We start from the raw sequence: 20,922 nt of genomic DNA on the forward strand, positions 1-20,922 counted from the left end.
CCTCAAGCGCCTGGCGTTGGGTGCACGCGCTGCAGGCGCTCCAGCAGCAGTTGCAGCTTTGGTCGCAATACATCCAGCGCATCGCTGGGCTGCGCGCGCGGGCGGGCGGCCAGATCTTCCAGCAGCTGCGAGCCGACTGTCAGCGCGGCGCATTCGTCGCTGCTCAGGTCGCGGCGCAGGTGCAACTCTTCGAGCAGCCGCATCCAGTCGGCGCGCGAGCGCTGTTCGAACTCGATGGTGCAGCGGTCGTCGCAGGGGCGGCCATCGCTTTCGATGGGCGTGACCGTAATGCGATAGCGTTTTCGGGGCATGGAGATGGCGTCGTTGCTGGGCTGTCTCCACCATAGGCGCAGCGTGCGGTGGCCTCGATAGGGCAGGCCATGACGCAGTGTTCCAACATGTTCACTGTGCCGGCTGTGGTGCGGGTTTGCGCAGCAGCGGCAGCGGATCGTACGCACCGTTGCGCCCATAGACCCCATAGTGAAGATGCGGCGGCGTGCCGCGTGCGTTGCCGGTGGTGCCGACCATGCCCAGCGGTGTGCCGGGCTCGACCACATCGCCGACCTCCAAGCCTGCGGCCCAGTCGTCCAGATGCGCATAGTAATGCCGCTGCATGGCCGGCCCCAGCACCCAGACCTGCTTGCCGCCCAGGCCTTGATCGCGAATGGCGCTGACCACGCCGCGGGTTGCAGACAGCACCGGCGTGCCGCGTGGCGCGAAGATATCCACGCCGGCATGGCTGCGATCGCGGCCACGCGGCGCGCCGAAGGTGTCGGCGATGCGGCGCGCCTGCACACCTTCGACCGGAATCTGCAAAGACGTCGGCGGCGGCATCCGTGACAGCTCCCAGCTGGTGCGCAGCTGCTCGGCGATCGGCAACTGCCAGGCCCAGCGTGCGGCGACACCCAAGGCGCACAGCAGGGCGACCGACACCAGCAGGCGGCGCACGCGGCGTGCGGGGCTGCGGGCGGTGGACCGCAGTGTAGTCGATGGAGGGTGGGGCGATGGATCGGTCACATGTACCTGCTGGGTTGCGAATCAGCACGCAGGGTAGGCAAGCGGCGATGAGCGGCATGTGGGTAGTCACGTATGCGGTATCGCGCGCGCAAAAAAAAGACGGCCCGCAGGCCGCCTTCGTTACACCGGATGCGTGCTCGATTAGAGCGCGGAGTCCTTCAACTTCTTCAACGGACGCGCCTTGAGCTTGGTGGTGGCCGGCTTGGCAGCAAAGGTCTGCTCTTCCTTGGTGAAGGGGTTGATACCCTTGCGCTTCGGCTTGGCCGGCACATGCACGGTGGTCAGTTTCAGCATGCCAGGCAGGGTGAACGTGCCAGCACCCTTCTTGCTCAGCGAGGCGTGTGCAGTGGCTTCCAACGAAGCCAGAACGGCGCGGACGTCCTTCGGAGCCAGCTGGGTGGATTCGGCGATGTGCGCGACCAGGCCGGTCTTGCTCAGTGCTTCCTTGATCGGCTTCGGCGCGGCGGACTTGGCAGCGGCGGCCTTCGCCGGCTTTGCGGTCTTGGTGGCGGCGACCTTTTTCACTGCCTTTTTGGGGGCAGCCTTCTTAGCGGCGGTTTTTGCCATGAGTTATGTATTCCGTATTCGTAGGTGGTGTTGGGTCTGCCGACCCAGTCGGCAACGCGAAATGTAGGGCAACTGCTGCGCGCCGCCAATAGGCAAACGATGAAACAACGCGAAAAAAGCGTCTTTCGACGGGGATTCGTTCACCAGCGGCAGAAAACGCGTACGAAACGCATTGTCGAGTCGGTTGCGATGTGCGCGTTGACGAAGCGTCTGACGCAGAGCAGCAGGTCTTCAGCGCGAGCTTGCGTGCGTGATCGAGCAGGCGATCTGGTGTTGGGTGTTGCCGGAATCTGCGGCTGGCTGATGGCGTTGGTCGGCATGGCCAGCGCGGATGGATCGCCGTTATGCAGGATCTCTGTAGTGCCGACGGATCGACTGCATACCTGCAATCAGCTTTGGTTGCGAGGAAATCCTGCGCTTCTTCGTTAGTGGATTCGCTAATCGTTGGCGGCCGACAGGCTACGGCCGCGCTCGGTGGCTGCGGCGATTGCGCTTGCGGTGAGCGCTTCGAAGCCGCCGGCCTGGAATGCCTCGATCGCCGCCTGCGTGGTGCCGTTGGGCGAGGTCACGCGGTGGCGGAGCTGCTCCGGTGCTTCGCCGGATTCTGTCAGCATGCGCGCGGCGCCAAGCAGGGTTTGCAGCACCAGCGTGCGTGCGGTGTCGGCGGGTAGACCCTGCGCCTGCGCAGCAGCCTCCATCGCTTCGGCCAGCAGAAAGACATAGGCCGGGCCGCTGCCGGAGACGGCGGTTACCGCGTCCATCTGCGCTTCGTCGTCGATCCACACGGTGACGCCTGCGCTATCCAGCAAGCGGGTCGCCTGCACGCGTTGCGCGTCGGAAACGCGCGCAGTGGCGTACAGCCCGGTGACGCCGGCGCCGAGCAGGGCAGGCGTGTTGGGCATTGCGCGCACCACTGCCACGTCACCGCCCGACCAGCGCTGCAGTTGCGTTGCAGTGATGCCGGCAGCGATGGACAGCAGCAGCGGCTGCTGCGCCTGCGCAAGGTCGGCCAGCTGTGCGCACACCGAAGGCAGTACCTGCGGTTTGACTGCCAATACCCAGATGGCCGCGCCGTCCACGGCGGTGCGGGCGTCTTCCACGGCGTGCACGCCGAAGTCGCGCGACAAAGCCTCGCGTACTTCGGCAATCGGCTCGGCCACGCGAATGCTGGTTGCGGGCACGCCTTGCCGGATCAGCCCGGCAATCAGGCTGCGCGCCATGTTGCCGCCACCGACGAACGCGATGATTGCAGCGCCGGGATGCGAAGACGCGGGCGAAGAGGGCAGAGTCATTGCAGCACCTTAGTTCAGAAAGATTGGTGGTCGGCACGCGAGGCCGATCAGGAAGCGGCGGAAGGCGACGAGGCGCGTTCGCCGAACAACGCGGTACCGACGCGCACCATGGTGGCACCGGCCGCGATCGCTTCGGCGAAATCCGAACTCATGCCCATCGACAAGGTATCCACCTGCGAGTAGCGACCCTTGAGGTCTTCGAATAGCGCCTGCATGCGAGTAAACGCAGCCGCGCGCCGTGCCTGCTCGGGAAACGGCGCGGGAATCGCCATCAGCCCGCGCAACTGCAGACGCGGTTGCAGCGCGATGTCACGGGCCAGCGCATCGATCGCCTCCGGCGCGCAACCGTGCTTGCTGTCCTCGTCGTCGATATTGACCTGGATCAGCACGTTCAACGGCGCCCGATCGTCCGGGCGGTAGTGCGCCAGCAGCGGGATCAGTTTTGCGCGGTCCACGGTCTGTATCCAGTCGAAGCATTGGCTGGCCAGTTCCGCCTTGTTGGATTGCAGGTGGCCAATCAGATGCCATTCCAATCCCAGCGCATGCAGTTCGGCGATCTTGGCCTGCGCCTCCTGCACGTAGTTTTCGCCGAACGCGCGCTGGCCTTGCGCGGCCAAGGCGGCCACGGCATCCGCAGGCCTGGTCTTGGACACCGCAAGCAGGCGCACATCGGTGCGCGCGTGCTGGGTCGCGGCGGTGTGGATGGCATCGAGAATCTGCTGCAGCGACGAAGCCGGCACGTGGCATTCCAGGAAAGAGGTGGAGCGCTATAGTGCCGCCCTGCGGTGTTTGGTTCCAACCGGCCGCAGGAAGTTGGGGATCGGTGACGCTGCGAAAGCTGCCGCCAGGCCGGAAGTGTGCCCGCTGGCACTGATCGAGCGGCACGCCGCAGTGTCGGCGACACGCAGCAAGCTCCGTGCGGCCAAGGCCGAAACCAACCCCTTCAGCCTCGCCTGACAGTGCCAGCCTGAACCGGTGTCGGGCCGCTTCCCGCCAGCAGCCAGAACGCTATACTGCCGCTCGGGGAGTACCTTCCAATCGCAGCCTAGGGGAAAAGCAGCGCATGGATATCGCTGAACTATTGGCGTTTTCTGTCAAAAATAAGGCATCGGACCTGCATCTGTCGGCCGGCTTGCCGCCGATGATCCGTGTCGATGGCGATGTCCGTCGCATCAATATTCCGGCGTTGGACCACAAGCAGGTGCATGCGCTGGTCTACGACATCATGTCGGACAAGCAGCGCCGCGATTACGAGGAATTCCTCGAGGTCGACTTCTCGTTCGAGATTCCCTCGCTGGCGCGCTTCCGCGTCAACGCGTTCAACCAGAACCGTGGCGCCGGTGCGGTGTTCCGTACCATTCCCTCCGAAGTGCTGACGCTGGAAGACCTGGGCTGCCCGCCGATCTTTCGCCAGCTGATCGACCAGCCGCAGGGCCTGATCCTGGTCACCGGCCCGACCGGTTCGGGCAAGTCGACCACGCTGGCCGGCATGATCGATTACATCAACAAGAACGAGTACGGCCACATCCTCACGGTCGAGGATCCGATCGAGTTCGTGCACACCTCGCAGAAGTGCCTGATCAACCAGCGCGAAGTGCACCGCGACACGCACGGCTTCAACGAGGCGCTGCGCTCGGCATTGCGCGAAGACCCGGACATCATTCTGGTCGGCGAGTTGCGCGACCTGGAAACCATCCGCCTGGCGCTGACCGCTGCGGAAACCGGCCATCTGGTGTTCGGCACCTTGCACACCAGCTCGGCGGCCAAGACCATCGACCGTATCGTCGATGTGTTCCCGGCCGGCGAAAAGCCGATGGTGCGCTCGATGCTGTCCGAATCCCTGCGCGCGGTGATTTCGCAGGCGCTGCTGAAAAAAGTCGGCGGCGGACGCACCGCCGCCTGGGAAATCATGGTCGGCACCCCGGCGATCCGTAACCTGATCCGCGAGGACAAGGTGGCGCAGATGTATTCGTCGATCCAGACCGGCCAGCAATACGGCATGCAGACGCTGGACCAGCATCTGCAGGACCTGGTCAAGCGCAGCCTGATCACGCGCAACCAGGCGCGCGAATACGCCAAGGACAAGCGGATATTCGAGTAACCGAGATTGGGGATTCGGGATTGGGGATTCGCAACGGCGGCTCCCGGACCGGACCCCGCTCTTGCGAATCCCGAATCTCCCATCCCGAATCCCTGCTCCAGAGGAGCACGCCATGAGCACTATCGACTTCACCTCGTTTCTCAAGCTGATGGCGCACCAGAAGGCGTCGGATCTGTTCATCACCTCTGGCATGCCGCCGGCGATCAAGGTCAATGGCAAGATCAGCCCGATCACCCAGACACCGCTGACGGCGCAACAAAGTCGCGATCTGGTGTTGAACGTGATGACGCCGTCGCAGCGCGAAGAATTCGAAAAGACGCACGAGTGCAACTTCGCCATCGGCGTGTCAGGGGTCGGGCGTTTTCGTGTGAGCTGCTTCTATCAGCGCAACCAGGTCGGCATGGTGCTGCGCCGGATCGAAACGCGCATCCCCACCGTGGAAGAGTTGAGCCTGCCGCCGGTGATCAAGACGCTGGCGATGACCAAGCGCGGCATCATCATCTTTGTGGGCGCCACCGGTACCGGTAAGTCGACCTCGCTGGCGGCGATGATCGGTTACCGCAACCAGAATTCCACCGGGCACATCATCACCATCGAAGATCCGATCGAATTCGTGCACAAGCACGAGGGCTGCATCATCACCCAGCGCGAAGTCGGCATCGATACCGACAGCTGGGAGAACGCGCTGAAAAACACCCTGCGCCAGGCGCCGGACGTGATCATGATCGGCGAGGTGCGTACCCGCGAAGGCATGGACCACGCGGTGGCATTCGCCGAAACCGGCCATCTGGTGCTGTGCACCCTGCACGCCAACAACGCCAACCAGGCGATGGACCGCATCATCAACTTCTTCCCGGAAGATCGCCGCAATCAGCTGCTGATGGATTTGTCGCTCAATCTCAAGGGCGTGGTCGCGCAGCAATTGATTCCGACTCCGGACGGACGCAGCCGCCGCGTGGCGATGGAGATCATGCTGGGCACCCCGCTGGTGCAGGATTACATCCGCGACGGCGAGATCCACAAGCTCAAGGAGATCATGAAGGAGTCCACCAACCTGGGCATGCGTACCTTCGATCAGAGCCTGTTCGAGCTGTATCAGGCCGGCGAAATCAGCTACGAAGACGCGCTGCGCTATGCCGATTCGCAGAACGAAGTGCGTCTGCGCATCAAACTCTCGCAGGGCGGCGACGCCAAGACCCTGGCGCAGGGGATGGATGGTGTGGAGATTGCCGAGGTTCGGTGAGTCGCCCAGGACCGCTGCGCCCTGGTGCATTCCGGTGGATGGTCGTGGCGTAGCACGCTGAAGAAATTCACCTGCACAAGGTTGCCGGAACTTGGCGCCTCATCTCTGCGCGCAGGCGTTTGCTGCAAAAAGACAGGGTAAAGACCGCGCTGTGGTCGATGAACATGCAGCGCAGCAGTGCGCGCATGCGGTGACGTTTCAGATGTAACCAGGCGGGCCGATAGTGTCTAATATCGCACCCCATTGCAGTGCCCGAACCTGTGAGCCTTCCCGATTCCGATCTGCGTCCGGAGCAAGAACCGCTGCCCGATGATGGCGCTGTGGTCACCTCCGGCCCGTTGACGCCGCCGCCGGATTCGGCCGGCACCGCGGCCGACGACCATGCCTATCACCACTCGGTGGCCGAAGACGCGCAAGGCATGGTGCTGGCGACACTGGTGGCCTCGTTGGGCCTGGCGATCTTCGCCAAGGGCGGCCTGATGATCGGTGGCATGGCCGGTGTCGCATTCTTGCTGCATTACGCGTTGCACTGGAATTTCGGTCTGGTGTTCGTGCTGGTCAATCTGCCGTTCTATTGGCTGAGCGTGCGCCGTATGGGCTGGGAATTCACCTTGAAGACCTTCGCCGCAGTCGGTGCCTGCGGTGCGCTCACCGACCTGATACCGCGCTGGGCCGAGTACGCGCATATCAGCACGCTGTTCTCGGCCATCGTCGGCGGCGCGCTGGCGGGACTGGGCATCCTGTTTTTCATCCGCCATCGCGGCAGCCTGGGCGGCATCGGCATCCTGGCGGTGTACCTGCAGCGCGAGCGCGGCTGGAGTGCGGGCAAGGTGCAGATGAGTTTCGATGCGATGCTGATGCTGGTGGCCTTCACCATCCTCACCCCGGACAAGGTGCTGTATTCGGCGCTGGGCGCGTTGATGCTGAGTCTGGTGCTGATGTTCAACCATCGCCCGCACCGCTATATGGGCGTGTGATCCGGCGGTCGTTTGCGCGTGGCCGGCGGATCAGTGATCGGTAACTGCGTGGGTTGTGCCCGGGGCGGTATCTAACGCATCGGCACTGCAACGTGTGCACAGTGCCTCTAGCTGCCGGCATGCGCTCGATCGTATCGCCGCTACGCTTTTTCGGTCAGCATCCACGGCGGCGACAATGCCTGGATATGCGCAAACACCGGGCAATCGGCATGATGCGCGCCAGGTAGGTAGCCCAGGCTCATCAGGAATTCGCCGGTGATTTCGCCGCCGGTGAAGCGAAAGGTCTTCTTGAACAGCTTGATCCAGTCTGGCTTGGCGAGCGGATGCTGTGCATCCAGCCAGTGCGCGAAGCTGCCGTGCGAGGCGCGCAGCGTCTGGATGACCTGCGCGTTATGAATCGCCGCCAGCACCTTGAGCCGGTTACGGATGATGCCGGCATCGCCCATCAGCCGAACGATCTCGGCCTCGCCATAGGCCGCCACCGTGTCCACGTCGAAACTGTCGTAGGCGCGCTGGAAATTGCTGCGCTTGCGCAGGATGGTTTCCCAGCTCAATCCGGCCTGATTGATTTCCAGCACCAGCCGCTCGAACAGCTCGCGTTCGTCGCGCTGCGGGAAGCCGTATTCGTACGCGTGATAGTGGCCGTGGACCGGGTGGCCTGGGGCGATGCTGCAATAGCCGCTCATGGGGTTGCCTGTGATGTGCGCCGTGGTGGTGGGCCGGCGCGATGGAAAGATGGATCAAACCGGGCGAATACAGCGCCGTCCAGCGCCAAGTCTGGATGAACAAGCTAGCAGCGCAGAATGCACCGCACGAGCCCGGGTTGCATCGCCAGCGACAACCTGAACGCGCAGGTCAGAAACGGCACCGGCACCGCGTTCGCAGTTCGGTCCATCGTCAGCGTCGGCCGCCCACAGCGCCAGGCAGGCGCCAAGTATGGCAGCGGCTCTGCGCGCGGCGGAGCGAACGGCTAGAATGCGGCCATGTCCGTTTTGCCCACGCCTCTGGCCAACCAACTGCTGATTGCGCTCCCGGCGCTGTCCGACCCCACCTTTTCGCGCAGCGTCGCGCTGATCTGTCAGCACGACGAGAACGGCGCGATGGGCGTGCTGGTCAATCGGCCCTCCGAATACACGCTGGGCGAAGTCCTGTCGCAAATGGGCATCGATACCGTGGACGAGCACCTGCGCGAGCAGATCGTGCTCAGCGGCGGGCCGGTGCATCCGGAGCGCGGCTTCGTCATCCACGACGATGCGCGCGAATGGGATTCCTGCCTGGAAGTGGGGCAGGGCGTGTTCCTGACCACCTCGCGCGATATTCTCGAAGCCATGGCGGCCGGCGACGGCCCGCGCAATGCGCTGGTGGCGTTGGGCTGTGCCGGCTGGGGCGCGGGGCAACTCGAGTTCGAACTGGGCGAGAACAGCTGGCTCACCGCGCCGTCGGATGCCAATGTGCTGTTCGCTACCGCGCTTGAAGATCGCTGGCAGACCGCTGCCGGGCGCATCGGCGTGGATCTGTTCCGGCTGACGGATTATTCCGGGCATGCCTGAGGCGGGCGCGATCCGCCCGGATGGCACGGTGCTGGGCTTCGACGTAGGGTCGCGCCGGATTGGTGTGGCCGTCGGCACAGCGCTCGGTGCCGGCGCGCGCGCGGTCGCCGTCATCAATGTGCATGCCACCGGTCCCGACTGGGCCGCGCTGGATCGTGTGCACAAGGAATGGCGGCCCGACGGCCTGGTGATCGGCGACCCGCTCACCCTTGACGATAAAGACCAACCCGCGCGCAAGCGTGCGCACGCCTTCGCCCGCCAACTGCGCGAGCGCTATGCGCTGCCGGTAGTGTTGATCGACGAGCGCTCCAGTTCGGTCGAGGCCGCGCAGCGTTTCGCGCGCGAGCGCGCCGATGGGCGCAAGCGCCGCCGCGATGCCGAAGCGCTGGACGCGATGGCGGCCGCGGTCATTGTCGAACGCTGGTTGGCCGCGCCCGACCAAGCCACTCTTCTTCCCTGACACTCCCGACCTGCGATGACCACCATGCAACTCGATTCGGACGGACGCCTGCGCCACCTGCTCACCCTGGAAGGACTGCCGCGCACCACGCTGCTGCAACTGCTCGATCGTGCCGGCCAGATCCGCGACGCGGCGGTAGGGCGCGTCGGCAAGCGCAGCGTGCTGGCCGGGACTGCGGTGTGCACATTGTTTTTTGAACCCTCAACGCGCACTCGCAGCTCGTTTCACCTCGCTGCGCAGCGGTTGGGTGCAGACGTGCTCAATTTCGATGCCTCCACTTCGTCCACCCGCAAGGGCGAGACCGCGCGCGACACCTTGAAGAATCTCGAGGCGATGGGCGTGCGTGGCTTTGTGGTGCGCCATCCCGACGACGGTGCAGTGGAAGCGCTGGCCGAGGCTGCAGGCGAGGGCACCGCCTTGATCAATGCCGGCGACGGACGCAGCGCGCATCCCACCCAGGGCCTGCTCGACATGCTCACCCTGCGTCAGGCCAAGGGCACCGATTTTTCCAGGCTCAAGGTGGTGATTGTCGGCGACGTGAAGCACTCGCGTGTGGCGCGCTCGGACTTGCACGCGTTGCGCACCCTGGGCGTGGGCGAGATCCGCGTGTGTGGTCCGGCCAGCCTGCTGCCGGACGACGACATGCTGGACGGCTGCGTGGTGGGCGAAGATTTCGACGCGATGCTCGAAGGCGTCGATGCGCTGATGATGCTGCGCCTGCAACGCGAGCGTATGGAAGAAGGCCTGGTGCCGTCGCTGGAGCAATACCACACCGATTACGGGCTCACGCGCGCGCGTCTGGCGCGTGCCGGTCGCGACGCCGCCGTGCTGCATCCGGGCCCGATCAACCGCGGCGTGGAAATCACCGACGAGGTCGCCGATGGCGCGCAATCGTGCGTGCTGCGCCAGGTCGCCAACGGTGTCGCCGTGCGCATGGCCGTGCTGGAAACCTTGCTCGGCTAAGCAAACGCAGCAATGCGACCGCGTAGCCATAGTAGTGCGTGGTTGTTGCTCGGATAGGCATCGCAAGTACCTAGAACCTTGCTGCCAAGATCGCGCAGCGCGCTTCGCCTTTGCGAATCCCCAATCCCCAATCCCGGCACCAAGCCGTAACACCCACTGGCCTATCGTGGCAGCTCCTTTCATCGCAGGAGATCGCAATGGGTATTTCACGTCACGCCACCGCTCACTGGGAAGGCGACCTCAAGACCGGCAAGGGCCAGCTCAGCACGCCACAAAGTGGTTTGCTGGAAAATACGCGTTATGCCTTCAGCAGCCGCTTCGGCGACGAGAAGGGCACCAATCCGGAAGAACTCATCGCGGCCGCACATGCCGGCTGCTTCACCATGGCGTTGTCGGCACAGCTGGCCGAAGCCGGCTTTCCGCCGACCTCGCTGGATACGCGCGCCGACGTGGATCTGTCGATGGAAGGCGGCCCGCAGCTGTCGCAGATCCGCCTCAAGCTCAAGGCCGTGGTGCCGGGGATCGATGAAGCCAAGTTCCGCGAACTGGCCGATATCGCCAAGAAGAATTGCCCGGTGTCCAAGGCACTGAGCGCAGTACCGATCAGCCTGGAAACCGAATTTTCCAGCTGATGCACACAAGGCTGCGCTGCGCCGGTGTTGCATGCCGGCGCACGCAGCTGGCGGCAACCTGAATAGGGCTTTGCAGGGCCGGTCTGGTTCAGGGCGGTTTCACTGGCGCAGGCCGAGCATCGGCAGCGTGTCCTCCCTGTAGAAGTGCCGCGATGAAAACTCTTGTGCTTGGTGCTCTGGTGATGGGTCTGGCGGTTGCGGGCAACGCAACGGCGCAGCGCTATGACAGCGGCTACCGCGATGGCGGTCGCAGTGGGTATGAGGACGGTCGTTACGAATACGCACGCGTGGTTCGTGTCGATCCGATCATCGTGACCGATTCGTATAACGAACGTAGCAGCGAACGCTGCTACAACCGCCCGTCCAACGGCTACTACACCAGCAACGATGGCTACTATCGCGATGGTGGCGGTTATGGCCAATCGGGCGTGTCCAATCGCGGTGTGGCCAGCGTGATCGGCGGTATCGCCGGTGCGGTGCTTGGCAGCCAGGTTGGCGGCGGCAATGGCCGCTTGGTCGGTACTGCGGTCGGCACCATGGCCGGTGTTGCGGCAGGCCGCTCGATCTACGAGGCCAACAATCGCAATTACCAAGGCAACGTCAGCGTGTGCGAACCGGTGTCCTACCGTCGCGAGAGCGATCGTGTGGAGGGTTACGATGTGACATACGAATACGCCGGCCGTACCTATCACACGCGTAGCGACTACAACCCTGGCGATCGCATCCGCGTGCGCGTGGACGTGCGTCCTGACTGATCGGTGCGAGAAGGCGTAGCGTGTGTCGATTGAACGACGCTGTGTTGTCGAAAACAAAAACGCTGCGATCGTTCGCAGCGTTTTTTATTGCGCAACACACAGTGCACATGCAGTGCCGTTTGCGATGGCTCGATCAAACAATCAAGCCCAATCCAGCGTCCCGCGAATCACCGTCTGCACCTGGCCGCCTGACCACACATCGCCATCGGCATCGATGCGCAATTCCAGCAAGGCATCGAAGCCGATTTCGCGGCCCTGGCTGACCACATAGCGGCGCGCCTTGCCCGGCAATGCCTGGCGGCCGTCCAGCCATGCGGCGAGCACCGCATTGGCCGCGCCGGAAGCGGCATCTTCGAAGCGGCGGCCGTTGCCGACGAAGGCGCGGACGGCGAGGTCGTAGGCGCCCGGCGCGGCGGCGCGCGCGTAGGCGAACACGCCCATGCTGCCGGTGGATTCGGCCAGCGCAGCGATTGCCTCCCACTCCGGTTGCAGGCCACGCAGCGCGGCCTCGCTGGCCAGCTCCACCACCCACCAGGTGCGGCCGCCGTCCATCAGTGCAGGCGGCAGGCTGCCGAGCGGCCAGCCGCGCAAGGCATCGCGCAGGCGCGGGTCGTCGGCCTGCACCTGCTCGGCCACGCGCGCGCGCGGGGTACGGATGGCGATGCTGCGGTGATCGTCGATCTGCTCCACGCGTAGTGGTAGCTGGCCGGCGATGCCGTCCTGGATCAGCACGCCATCGTGCGGCGCTGCCAGGCCGGCCTCCAGCACCGCATGCGCGGTGCCGACGCTGGGGTGGCCGGCAAACGGCACCTCTTTTTGCGGCGAAAACATCCGCAGCCGATAACTGCTGTGCGCATCCGGTGCCGCAAACACGAAGGTGGTTTCCGGCAGCTTGGTCCAGCGTGCGATGGCCTGCATCGCCGCATCGTCCAGGCCGTCGGCATCCAGCACCACGGCCAGCGGATTGCCGCTGCCGGGGCGGGCGGAGAACACATCCAGTTGCAAAAAACGGCGGGTGGTCATGGTGGCTGATCTGCGGACAGGGCGCGGCAGCTTACCAATCGATACGACCGTCGATCACTTGTCGCGTCGTTCCGCCAATCCACACTTCGCCTTCGTCATCGACGTCGATGTGGACGCGCCCATCGCGGCCGACCTTGCGGCCCTGGCTGGCGACATAGCGCGACCCGGTGCCCGGCAAGCGACCTTCGCCGTGCAGGCGCGCGGCGATGCAGGCGTTGGCGCTGCCGGTGACCGGATCTTCCGGAATGCCGTCGCCCGGGCAGAATGCGCGCACCACCAGGTCGGCGTCGCCATGGGGATCCGGCGCGTAAATGGCCAGTCCGGTGGCTGCGCTGGCCTGGGTGAGGCGGGTGATGGCGGCCAGATCGGGTTGCGCCTGGCGCACCGCTTGCGCATCGGCCAGTTCCAGCAGCCACCAGTTCGGGCCGTTGTTCCACAGCGCTGGCAGGTGTTCGGCCACACGCAATCCTGTGCAGGCTGCGCGCAGCGCTGCGGCGTGCACCTCGCCGGTCGCGATCGCGCGCGCGCGCAGTGCCCGCAGCCGCACCAGCAGCGCGCCATGCCGGTCGATCACCTGCACCGGCAACACGCCCGCAGCGCATTGCTGGCGCATAAGGCCATCCGGCTTGAACGCGACTAGCCCGTGCGTTGCTGCCGCCCATGCCGCACCCACGCTGGGGTGGCCGGCGAATGGCAGCTCGGCGCGCGGCGTGAAGATGCGGATGTGGTAGTCCGCATCGGGCGCGCTGACCGGCAGGAAAAAGATCGTCTCCGACAGGTTCAGCCAGGCGGCCATCTGCTGCATCTGCGCGGACGACAACGTCTGCGGGTTGAGGACCACGCCCAAGGGATTGCCGTTGCCGTGTTGGCCGCCGAAGACATCCAGTTGCAGGTAGCGGTACTTGCTCATGGGGCATGGATCTCGGTCGATGGAAGGCGCGTCGATGGTTGCAGCGCAAACCGTTGCGGTGATGGCCGTGGCCGCCGGCACGCTGTGACCGTACACGGGGTCATGCGGGCGACATTGGCAGTAGAATCGGAGGTTCCGCCCGGCGTACCGGGCGTCTTCCCCCTCATCCTAAACGCCTATCTCCATGTCAGCTCCCCACTCTACCGATCGTTGGATCGTCCTCAAGTTCGGCGGCACCTCGGTGTCGCGTCGTCATCGCTGGGACACGATTGGAAAACTGGCGAGCAAACGGGCCAACGAGACCGGCGGCCGCGTGCTGGTGGTGGTGTCCGCGCTGTCGGGCGTGACCAACGAACTCACCGCGATTGCCGATGGTGCCGCCGACAGCGCACAGCGCGTGGCAGCGCTGGAGCAGCGTCATCGCGAGTTCCTGGCCGAGCTGGAACTGGATGCCGATGCAGTGCTGGGCGAGCGCCTTGCCGCCCTGCATGCATTGATCGGCGATGCGCGCGCCGCATCGCGCACGCTGGACTGGCAGGCCGAGGTGCTGGGGCAGGGCGAGTTGCTGTCCTCCACCATCGGCGCGGCCTATCTGCATGCCAATGGCCTGGACATGGGCTGGCTGGACGCGCGCCAGTGGCTGTCGGCATTGCCGCCGCAGCCCAATCAGAGCGAATGGTCCAAGCGTTTGTCGGTGTCCTGCCAGTGGCAGTCCGATGCGCAGTGGCGCGTGCGTTTCGATGCGCAGCCCACGCGTTTGTTGATCACCCAGGGCTTCATTTCGCGGCATGCCGATGGCGGCACCGCGATTCTGGGGCGTGGCGGTTCGGATACCTCGGCGGCGTATTTCGGTGCGCTGCTCGGCGCCAGCCGGGTGGAAATCTGGACCGATGTGCCCGGCATGTTCAGCGCCAATCCCAAGGACGTGCCGGACGCGCGGCTGCTGACCCGCCTGGACTATTACGAGGCGCAGGAAATCGCCACCACCGGTGCCAAGGTGCTGCATCCGCGGTCGATCAAGCCATGCCGCGATTCCGGCGTGCCGATGGCGATCCTGGACACCGAGCGCCCCGATCTGCCGGGCACCAGCATCGACGGCAATGCCGAGCCGGTGTTGGGCGTCAAGGCAATCAGCCGGCGCAACGGCATCGTGCTGGTGTCGATGGAAGGCATCGGCATGTGGCAGCAGGTCGGCTTCCTGGCCGATGTGTTTACGCTGTTCAAGAAGCATGGTTTGTCGGTGGACCTGATCGGTTCGGCCGAGACCAATGTCACCGTGTCGCTGGACCCGTCCGAGAACCTGGTCAACACCGATGTGCTGGCGGCGTTGTCGGCCGATCTGTCGCAGATCTGCAAGGTCAAGATCATCGTGCCGTGTGCGGCGATCACCCTGGTCGGGCGCGGTATGCGTTCGCTGCTGCACAAGCTCTCCGACGTGTGGGCCACGTTCGGGCAGGAGCGTGTGCACATGATCTCGCAGTCGTCCAATGACTTGAATCTGACCTTCGTCATCGACGAAGCCGATGCCGATGGCCTGCTGCCGATCCTGCATGCGGAACTGATCGACAGCGGTGCGATGCCGGTGAGCGAAGGCGAGGTGTTCGGCCCGCGCTGGCGCGAGATCATCGGCTCGGTGCGCCCGCGGCCAACACCGTGGTGGCATGCCGAGCGCGCGCATCTGTTGTCGCTGTCCAAGGCCGGTACGCCGCGTTATGTGTATCACCTGCCCACCGTGCGTGCGCGGGCGCATGCACTGGCGCAGATTGCTGCAGTGGACCAGCGCTATTACGCGATCAAGGCCAATGCGCATCCGGCGATCCTGATGGCGCTGGAGCAGGCCGGTTTCGGGCTGGAATGCGTCTCGCACGGCGAGCTGCGCCGCGTGTTCGACACCTTGCCTGAGCTGTCGCCGCGGCGCGTGTTGTTCACGCCGAGCTTTGCGCCGAAGGCCGAGTACGAAGCCGGCTTTGCGCTGGGCGTGACTGTGACCGTGGACAACGTCGAAGCATTGCGGCGCTGGCCGGAGGTGTTCCGCGGCCGCAACGTGTGGCTGCGCATCGACCTGGGCCACGGCGACGGCCATCACGAGAAGGTCAACACCGGCGGCAAGGCGTCCAAGTTCGGCCTGTCGTCCACGCGGGTGGACGAGTTTGTGGAAGTGGCGCGCACGCTCGAGGTCACCATCACCGGTGTGCATGCGCACCTGGGCAGCGGTGTGGAAACCGGCGAGCACTGGCGGATGATGTACGACGAACTGGCCGGCTTTGCGCGCCGCATCGGCACGGTGGAAACCATCGACATCGGCGGCGGCCTGCCGATTCCATACAGCGCCGAAGACGAGCCGTTCGATCTCGAGGTCTGGGCCAAGGGATTGGCCGAGGTCAAGGCCGTGCATCCGGGCTATCGCTTGGCGATCGAGCCGGGCCGTTATCTAGTGGCCGAAGCCGGCGTGTTGCTGGCGCAGGTGACCCAGGTGATCGAAAAGGACGGCGTGCAGCGCGTGGGTCTGGATGCGGGCATGAACACGTTGATCCGCCCGGCGCTGTACGACGCCTGGCACGACATCGAAAACCTCAGCCAGCTCGACGCGCCTGCCGATGGCGCATTCGATATCGTCGGGCCGATCTGCGAATCCTCCGATGTATTCGGCAAGCGCCGTCGTCTGCCTGCCGCCACCGCGCCGGGCGATGTGATGCTGGTGGCCGATGCCGGTGCCTACGGGTATTCGATGGCCAGCACCTACAACCAGCGCGAATTGCCGCGCGAAGAGGTGATCGATGCGCCCGCAGGCTGAGTTCATCGCGCTCAGCACGCTGGCCGGTGGTGTTGCGATGATGTTCGCCACCGCGCTCCAACAACTGAGCTTTGGCATGCTGTGGTCCGATACGCTCAAATGGGCGCTGCCCGCGCTGGTCGCCGCCGGTCTCGGTGCGTGGTTGGCCTTGCGTTGGCAACGTCGAGGCGATGCGCCGGTTCCCACGCGTCGCAGTGGCGGGATGGCGGTGCGCACGGTGCTGTTGAGTGCGCTGAGCTATGTGCCGGCGGTGGCGCTGTATCTTGCAGTTGCCTACGCGGTGTCTGGCGGTGCAACGGCCGGACGTCTGGATGTGCTGTTGCTGGCGGTGCTGTTCGGTTGCCTGCCCCTGCTGTGGGCAGCGGTGCCGTTTTCCATGATTGAATATGTCCTGTGCCGACGTTATCTGCGTCGCGTACGTGTTCCTGCAGGTAGTCCATGAGCGCTTTCGACAAACACCAGATTTCCACCTTTCGTTTCGTGCGTTGCGCACTGGATGCGCAGACCGGCGTAGCGACGCTGGTGTACGCCTTCGATCAAGGCCCGGAGCTGGTCGAGACCGTCGCGGTGCCGGGCGCACCGTTCGCGCTGGACGGTGCGCATGCCACTGCCGTGCAGCAGGCGCTGCGCATCCTGCATCTCATCGCGGGGGTGAGTTACTTCAAGGCTGCCGTGCCGCCGACCATCCAGATCGATGAGTATGCGATCGATGCCGACACCGCTGCGCTGGTGGAGAGCGTCTATCTGCATGGCCTGGGCGAGTTTGCGTATCGCAATGGCTTGAACCTGCACGGCAAGATCAACTTCCCGGTCGGTGCACAAGCGACTGGCGATGCGCCTGCGATCGGTCTGCGTGAGCATGCTTTGGTTGCGATCGGTGGCGGCAAGGATTCGCTGGTCAGCATCGAAGCGCTGCGGCATGCCGGCATCGAGCAGACCGTGAGCTGGATCGGCGGCTCGCAGCTGATCCGCGCCTGCGCCGAGCGCACCGGTTTGCCGGTGCTCAATATCGGCCGCGTGCTTGCATCGGAGCTGTTCGAACTCAATCGCCAGGGCGCGTGGAACGGGCATATTCCGGTCACTGCGGTGAACTCGGCGATTCTTGTGCTGGCGGCGTTGCTCAACGGCGTGGATCAGGTGGTGTTTTCCAACGAACGTTCGGCCAGTTACGGCAGCCAGATTCCCGGCACTGGCGAGGTCAATCACCAGTGGTCCAAGGGCTGGGCGTTCGAGCAGGCGTTCGGCGATTACGTGCAGCGGCATGTAGCCGCGGATCTGCGTTATTACTCGTTGCTGCGGCCGTTGTCGGAGTTGGCTGTGGCGCGTCAGTTCGCCAAGACCGACCACTACGACGCGCATTTTTCCAGCTGCAATCGCAACTTCCACATCATGGGCGAGCGCCCGGTGCATCGCTGGTGCGGGGTCTGCCCGAAGTGCCATTTCGTGTTTCTGGCGTTGGCACCGTTCATGCCGAAGACGCGCCTGGTCAATATCTTCGGTCGCAATCTGCTCGACGACCCCGCGCAGGCCGGCGGCTACGATGCGCTGCTGGAATTTCAGGATCACAAGCCGTTCGAATGCGTGGGCGAAGGCCGCGAATCGCGCGCGGCGATGGCGGTGCTGGCCAGCCGTGCCGAGTGGAAGGAAGACGCGTTGGTGATGCGCTTCAGCCGTGAGATCCAGCCGCAGCTGGACCAGCAGGACCTGCAAGTGGAGCCGTTGATGGCCATCGACGGCGAGCACCGGATTCCGTCGGCGCTGTGGGAGCGCGTGCGTGCGAATTTCGCAGCTTGACGGCAGGGCGGTTGCGTTATGGGGCTGGGGGCGCGAAGGACGCGCGGCGTATCACGCGTTGCGCGCCGTGCTACCCACGCAATCGCTGACGGTGTTCTGCAACGCTGAAGAAGCGCGCGAGCTCGATGCGCTGGCCGACCCCGCGTTGCATGTAGAAACCGAGGCCAGCGCGCAGGCGCTGGGCCGGTTCAACATCGTGGTGAAGTCGCCCGGTATCAGCCCGTATGGCGCGCAAGCGCAAACTGCGGCAGCCGAGTACGGCACGCAGTTCATCGGCGGCACCGCGTTGTGGTTTGCAGAGCATGCGCAGCCTGACGGCTATGTGCCCGGCGCCATTTGCGTCACCGGCACCAAAGGCAAGAGCACCACCACCGCGTTGCTGGCGCATCTGCTGCGCGCGGCTGGGCATCGCACCGCTTTGGTCGGCAACATCGGTCAGCCGCTGCTGGAAGTGTTGGCACCACAACCGCCGCCTGTGTACTGGGCGATCGAGTTGTCCAGTTACCAGACCGGCGAAGTCGGGCGCAGCGGCGCGCGTCCGGAACTGGCGCTGGTGTTGAACCTGTTTCCCGAGCATCTGGACTGGCATGGCGACGAGGCGCGCTATGTGCGCGACAAGCTGTCGTTGGTCACCGAAGGCCGCCCGCGCATCGCCTTGCTCAACGCCGCCGATCCGCATCTTGTCGGTCTGCAACTGCCCGACAGCGACGTGCGCTGGTTCAACCATCCCGATGGCTGGCATTTGCGTGGCGATGTGGTCTATCGCGGCGAACAGGCCATCTTCGATACCGCTGACGTACCGCTGCCGGGGGAACACAATCGGCGCAATCTGTGTGCAGTGTTGGCTGCCATGGAAGCGCTGGGTCTGGACGCTGCAGCACTGGCGCCGGCCGCACTGACGTTTCGTCCGTTGCCGAACCGCCTGCAGCTGCTTGGCAGCGTAGATGGCATCAGCTACGTCAACGACTCGATCAGCACCACCCCGCATGCCTCGTTGGCGGCGTTGGCGTGTTTTGCGCAGCGTCGCGTGGCTTTGTTGGTCGGTGGACACGATCGCGGGCTTGATTGGCATGAGTTTGCCGAACAGATGGCGCATCACGCCCCGGTGGAAATCGTCACCATGGGTGCCAATGGGCCGCGTATCCATGCGCTGCTGGCTCCGTTGGCGGAAGCCGGTCGCTTCGGTTTGCATGCTGCCAACGATCTGGAGCACGCCATGCAGCTGGCGCGCGATGCACTGGGCGAGCAGGGCGGTGTGGTGTTGCTGTCGCCAGGGGCGCCCAGCTTCGGCGCGTATCGCGATTACGTCGCGCGCGGCCGGCACTTCGCGCAGCTGGCGGGGTTCGACCCGGCCGCGATCAGTGCGATTTCTGGATTGGGCGTGCAGTAGGTTCAATCGGCACCGATCAGGTGCCGAGCAGCGCATCACAACATTCGCACCAGGCGCGGTTTCGTCCATCCCGCTTCACTCTGGCGAGTGCGTTGGCGCCGTGTGCCTGTAGGGCCTGCGCGCAGCCAACTACGCATTCCCCGCGCTAGAAGATTTCTTCAACGAAGGCGTTGGCGACCGGTGCGGCGCCAACGCCGTTCGATCAATGCGTGCGTTCCACGGCGTAACGCGCCAGGCCGCGGAGTGCGGCAACCGCAGGGCTGGCTGGCAAGCCATCCAACGCCTGTTCGGCGGCGGCAGCATATTCGGCGGCACGCTGGCGGCTGTAGTCCAAACCACCGGTGGCGTGGATTGCCGCCAGCACTTCGGGCATTGCGCCGGCATCACCTTGTTCGACGATCTGGCGCAGGCGCTCCCTGGTGGTCGCATCCGAGTGCGCCATGGCGTGGATCAGCGGCAGCGTGGCCTTGCCTTCAGCCAGGTCGTCGCCCAGGTTCTTGCCCAGGTCGCTGGCGTCGGCGGCATAGTCGAGCACGTCGTCGGCAATCTGGAAGGCGAAGCCCAACTGCATGCCGTAGTCGTACAGGCGTTGCTGCACGTCGGCATCCGCGCCCGAGGCCAACGCGCCCAGGCGCGTGCCGGCCGCGAACAGCACGGCGGTCTTGCGCTCGATCACGCGCAGGTAGGCGGCTTCGTCGGTGTCGGGGTTATGCACGTGCAGCAGCTGCAACACCTCGCCCTCGGCGATGCGGTTGGTGGTGTCGGCCAGGATCTGCATGACTTCCATGCGGTCCAGCTCGACCATCAACTGGAAGCTGCGCGAATACAAAAAGTCGCCCACCAATACGCTGGGCGCATTGCCCCACAGCGCGTTGGCGGTGCTGCGGCCACGGCGCAGATCCGATTCGTCCACCACATCGTCGTGCAGCAGCGTGGAGGTGTGGATGAACTCGACGATCGCCGCCAGCTGATGGTGCTCCGGGCCGGAGCCGCCAGCGGCGTGGCCGGCCAGCATCACCAGCATCGGACGCAGGCGTTTGCCGCCGGCGGAGATGATGTGATCGGCAATCTGGTTGATCAGCACGACGTCCGACGCCAGACGACGGCGGATCAACGCATCCACCGCAGCCATGTCGGGCGCGGCGAGGGACTGGATCTGGGGCAGGCCCAGGACGGTGGGGAGGTCTTCGGCGATGGTCATGCGCAGGCGTTCGTGATGTACGTGGATTATAGGTGCCTGGGCCAGATCCGTCCCGCCGGCGCTGTCGCCGGCCTTCACATCGGTCGCAAACCCTTGTGGCGCTTGATGCCGGCATGGCGCGGAGATGCCGGATCCCGACCTGCACGCGCGGTATTCCCCGGCCCGCAGGTGCGCCAACGCGCCGGTGTCGGGCGCGGGGAGTGCGGTAACATTGGCACCAAGACATTCACCGCCGCGCCCCATTGGCGCCGGC

The 20,922-nt window shown here is 64.9% G+C and carries 21 protein-coding genes; 12 read left to right on the forward strand and 9 right to left on the reverse strand.

The window, feature by feature from the left end; translation table 11 throughout:
• Nucleotides 1-2: 2 nt before the first annotated feature.
• The 5 genes from ABS769_RS12455 to ABS769_RS12475 all read right to left on the reverse strand — a co-directional run bounded on the left by ABS769_RS12455 (nucleotide 3) and on the right by ABS769_RS12475 (nucleotide 3,616).
• Complete coding sequence (locus tag ABS769_RS12455; RefSeq protein ID WP_006448891.1) at nucleotides 3-311, reverse strand: DUF3861 family protein; 309 nt, start codon at nucleotides 309-311, stop codon at nucleotides 3-5.
• A gap of 91 nt (nucleotides 312-402) precedes the next feature.
• Nucleotides 403-1,017, reverse strand: coding sequence for a M23 family metallopeptidase (locus ABS769_RS12460; RefSeq protein ID WP_317061923.1), 615 nt, complete (start codon nucleotides 1,015-1,017; stop codon nucleotides 403-405).
• Between the two features lie 141 nt (nucleotides 1,018-1,158).
• Nucleotides 1,159-1,584: an HU family DNA-binding protein gene (locus ABS769_RS12465; RefSeq protein ID WP_115040574.1), complete on the reverse strand. Its 426-nt coding sequence runs from the start codon at nucleotides 1,582-1,584 to the stop codon at nucleotides 1,159-1,161.
• A 437-nt stretch (nucleotides 1,585-2,021) separates the two neighbouring features.
• Nucleotides 2,022-2,876 carry a pyrroline-5-carboxylate reductase gene (proC, locus tag ABS769_RS12470; RefSeq protein ID WP_317061924.1) on the reverse strand — a complete coding sequence of 285 codons (855 nt, stop codon included), beginning with the start codon at nucleotides 2,874-2,876 and terminating at the stop codon, nucleotides 2,022-2,024.
• Nucleotides 2,877-2,923: 47 nt separating this feature from the next.
• Complete coding sequence (locus ABS769_RS12475; protein ID WP_317061925.1) at nucleotides 2,924-3,616, reverse strand: YggS family pyridoxal phosphate-dependent enzyme; 693 nt, start codon at nucleotides 3,614-3,616, stop codon at nucleotides 2,924-2,926.
• A gap of 323 nt (nucleotides 3,617-3,939) precedes the next feature.
• On the opposite strand from ABS769_RS12475, the gene ABS769_RS12480 reads away from it, so the two are divergent.
• The 3 genes from ABS769_RS12480 (at nucleotide 3,940) to ABS769_RS12490 (ending at nucleotide 7,197) form a co-directional block, all read left to right on the forward strand.
• Nucleotides 3,940-4,977: a type IV pilus twitching motility protein PilT gene (locus ABS769_RS12480; RefSeq protein WP_006448885.1), complete on the forward strand. Its 1,038-nt coding sequence runs from the start codon at nucleotides 3,940-3,942 to the stop codon at nucleotides 4,975-4,977.
• A gap of 112 nt (nucleotides 4,978-5,089) precedes the next feature.
• Nucleotides 5,090-6,220: a PilT/PilU family type 4a pilus ATPase gene (locus tag ABS769_RS12485; RefSeq protein ID WP_006448884.1), complete on the forward strand. Its 1,131-nt coding sequence runs from the start codon at nucleotides 5,090-5,092 to the stop codon at nucleotides 6,218-6,220.
• Between the two features lie 302 nt (nucleotides 6,221-6,522).
• Nucleotides 6,523-7,197 carry a YitT family protein gene (locus ABS769_RS12490; RefSeq protein WP_043889842.1) on the forward strand — a complete coding sequence of 225 codons (675 nt, stop codon included), beginning with the start codon at nucleotides 6,523-6,525 and terminating at the stop codon, nucleotides 7,195-7,197.
• A 140-nt stretch (nucleotides 7,198-7,337) separates the two neighbouring features.
• On the opposite strand, the gene ABS769_RS12495 is transcribed toward ABS769_RS12490, so the two are convergent.
• Complete coding sequence (locus tag ABS769_RS12495; protein ID WP_317061926.1) at nucleotides 7,338-7,883, reverse strand: DNA-3-methyladenine glycosylase I; 546 nt, start codon at nucleotides 7,881-7,883, stop codon at nucleotides 7,338-7,340.
• Between the two features lie 297 nt (nucleotides 7,884-8,180).
• Between ABS769_RS12495 and ABS769_RS12500 the strand changes: the two genes are divergently transcribed.
• The 5 genes from ABS769_RS12500 (at nucleotide 8,181) to ABS769_RS12520 (ending at nucleotide 11,557) form a co-directional block, all read left to right on the forward strand.
• A complete protein-coding gene (locus ABS769_RS12500; protein ID WP_006448880.1) occupies nucleotides 8,181-8,747 on the forward strand; it encodes a YqgE/AlgH family protein in 567 nt (188 codons plus the stop codon).
• Nucleotides 8,740-9,207, forward strand: coding sequence for a Holliday junction resolvase RuvX (gene ruvX, locus ABS769_RS12505; protein ID WP_006448879.1), 468 nt, complete (start codon nucleotides 8,740-8,742; stop codon nucleotides 9,205-9,207). Before ABS769_RS12500 ends, ruvX begins: the two co-directional genes overlap by 8 nt.
• A gap of 15 nt (nucleotides 9,208-9,222) precedes the next feature.
• Nucleotides 9,223-10,170, forward strand: a complete 948-nt coding sequence (locus tag ABS769_RS12510) for an aspartate carbamoyltransferase catalytic subunit (protein ID WP_317061927.1) — start codon at nucleotides 9,223-9,225, stop codon at nucleotides 10,168-10,170.
• 197 nt (nucleotides 10,171-10,367) lie between these two features.
• Nucleotides 10,368-10,802, forward strand: a complete 435-nt coding sequence (locus tag ABS769_RS12515) for an OsmC family protein (protein WP_317061928.1) — start codon at nucleotides 10,368-10,370, stop codon at nucleotides 10,800-10,802.
• Between the two features lie 152 nt (nucleotides 10,803-10,954).
• Nucleotides 10,955-11,557, forward strand: coding sequence for a glycine zipper 2TM domain-containing protein (locus tag ABS769_RS12520; RefSeq protein ID WP_074057700.1), 603 nt, complete (start codon nucleotides 10,955-10,957; stop codon nucleotides 11,555-11,557).
• A gap of 141 nt (nucleotides 11,558-11,698) precedes the next feature.
• Here the strand turns inward: ABS769_RS12520 and ABS769_RS12525 are convergent, their stop codons facing one another.
• Entirely contained in the window at nucleotides 11,699-12,580 is an 882-nt protein-coding gene (locus tag ABS769_RS12525) for a PhzF family phenazine biosynthesis protein (RefSeq protein ID WP_317061929.1), read from the reverse strand.
• Between the two features lie 31 nt (nucleotides 12,581-12,611).
• Nucleotides 12,612-13,490, reverse strand: a complete 879-nt coding sequence (locus tag ABS769_RS12530) for a PhzF family phenazine biosynthesis protein (protein ID WP_317061930.1) — start codon at nucleotides 13,488-13,490, stop codon at nucleotides 12,612-12,614.
• Nucleotides 13,491-13,674: 184 nt separating this feature from the next.
• Between ABS769_RS12530 and ABS769_RS12535 the strand changes: the two genes are divergently transcribed.
• The 4 genes from ABS769_RS12535 to murD are packed head-to-tail and all read left to right on the forward strand — an operon-like array spanning nucleotide 13,675 to nucleotide 19,468.
• Nucleotides 13,675-16,284, forward strand: a complete 2,610-nt coding sequence (locus ABS769_RS12535; RefSeq protein WP_317061931.1) for a bifunctional aspartate kinase/diaminopimelate decarboxylase — start codon at nucleotides 13,675-13,677, stop codon at nucleotides 16,282-16,284.
• The gene (locus tag ABS769_RS12540; RefSeq protein ID WP_317061932.1) at nucleotides 16,268-16,726 is read left to right on the forward strand and encodes a hypothetical protein; all 459 of its coding nucleotides are present in this window, start codon (nucleotides 16,268-16,270) and stop codon (nucleotides 16,724-16,726) included. The genes ABS769_RS12535 and ABS769_RS12540 overlap by 17 nt, the downstream gene beginning before the upstream one ends.
• Nucleotides 16,723-18,078, forward strand: coding sequence for a UDP-N-acetyl-alpha-D-muramoyl-L-alanyl-L-glutamate epimerase (gene murL, locus ABS769_RS12545; protein ID WP_317061933.1), 1,356 nt, complete (start codon nucleotides 16,723-16,725; stop codon nucleotides 18,076-18,078). Before ABS769_RS12540 ends, murL begins: the two co-directional genes overlap by 4 nt.
• Entirely contained in the window at nucleotides 18,059-19,468 is a 1,410-nt protein-coding gene (gene murD, locus ABS769_RS12550) for a UDP-N-acetylmuramoyl-L-alanine--D-glutamate ligase (protein ID WP_317061934.1), read from the forward strand. Before murL ends, murD begins: the two co-directional genes overlap by 20 nt.
• A 202-nt stretch (nucleotides 19,469-19,670) precedes the next feature.
• Here the strand turns inward: murD and ABS769_RS12555 are convergent, their stop codons facing one another.
• Nucleotides 19,671-20,669 (reverse strand): polyprenyl synthetase family protein, encoded by a 999-nt coding sequence (locus ABS769_RS12555; protein WP_268214556.1) that lies wholly within the window; start codon nucleotides 20,667-20,669, stop codon nucleotides 19,671-19,673.
• Nucleotides 20,670-20,922 lie beyond the last annotated feature (253 nt).

The sequence above is a fragment of the Xanthomonas hortorum genome (assembly GCF_040279205.1).
GTDB lineage: Bacteria > Pseudomonadota > Gammaproteobacteria > Xanthomonadales > Xanthomonadaceae > Xanthomonas > Xanthomonas hortorum_F.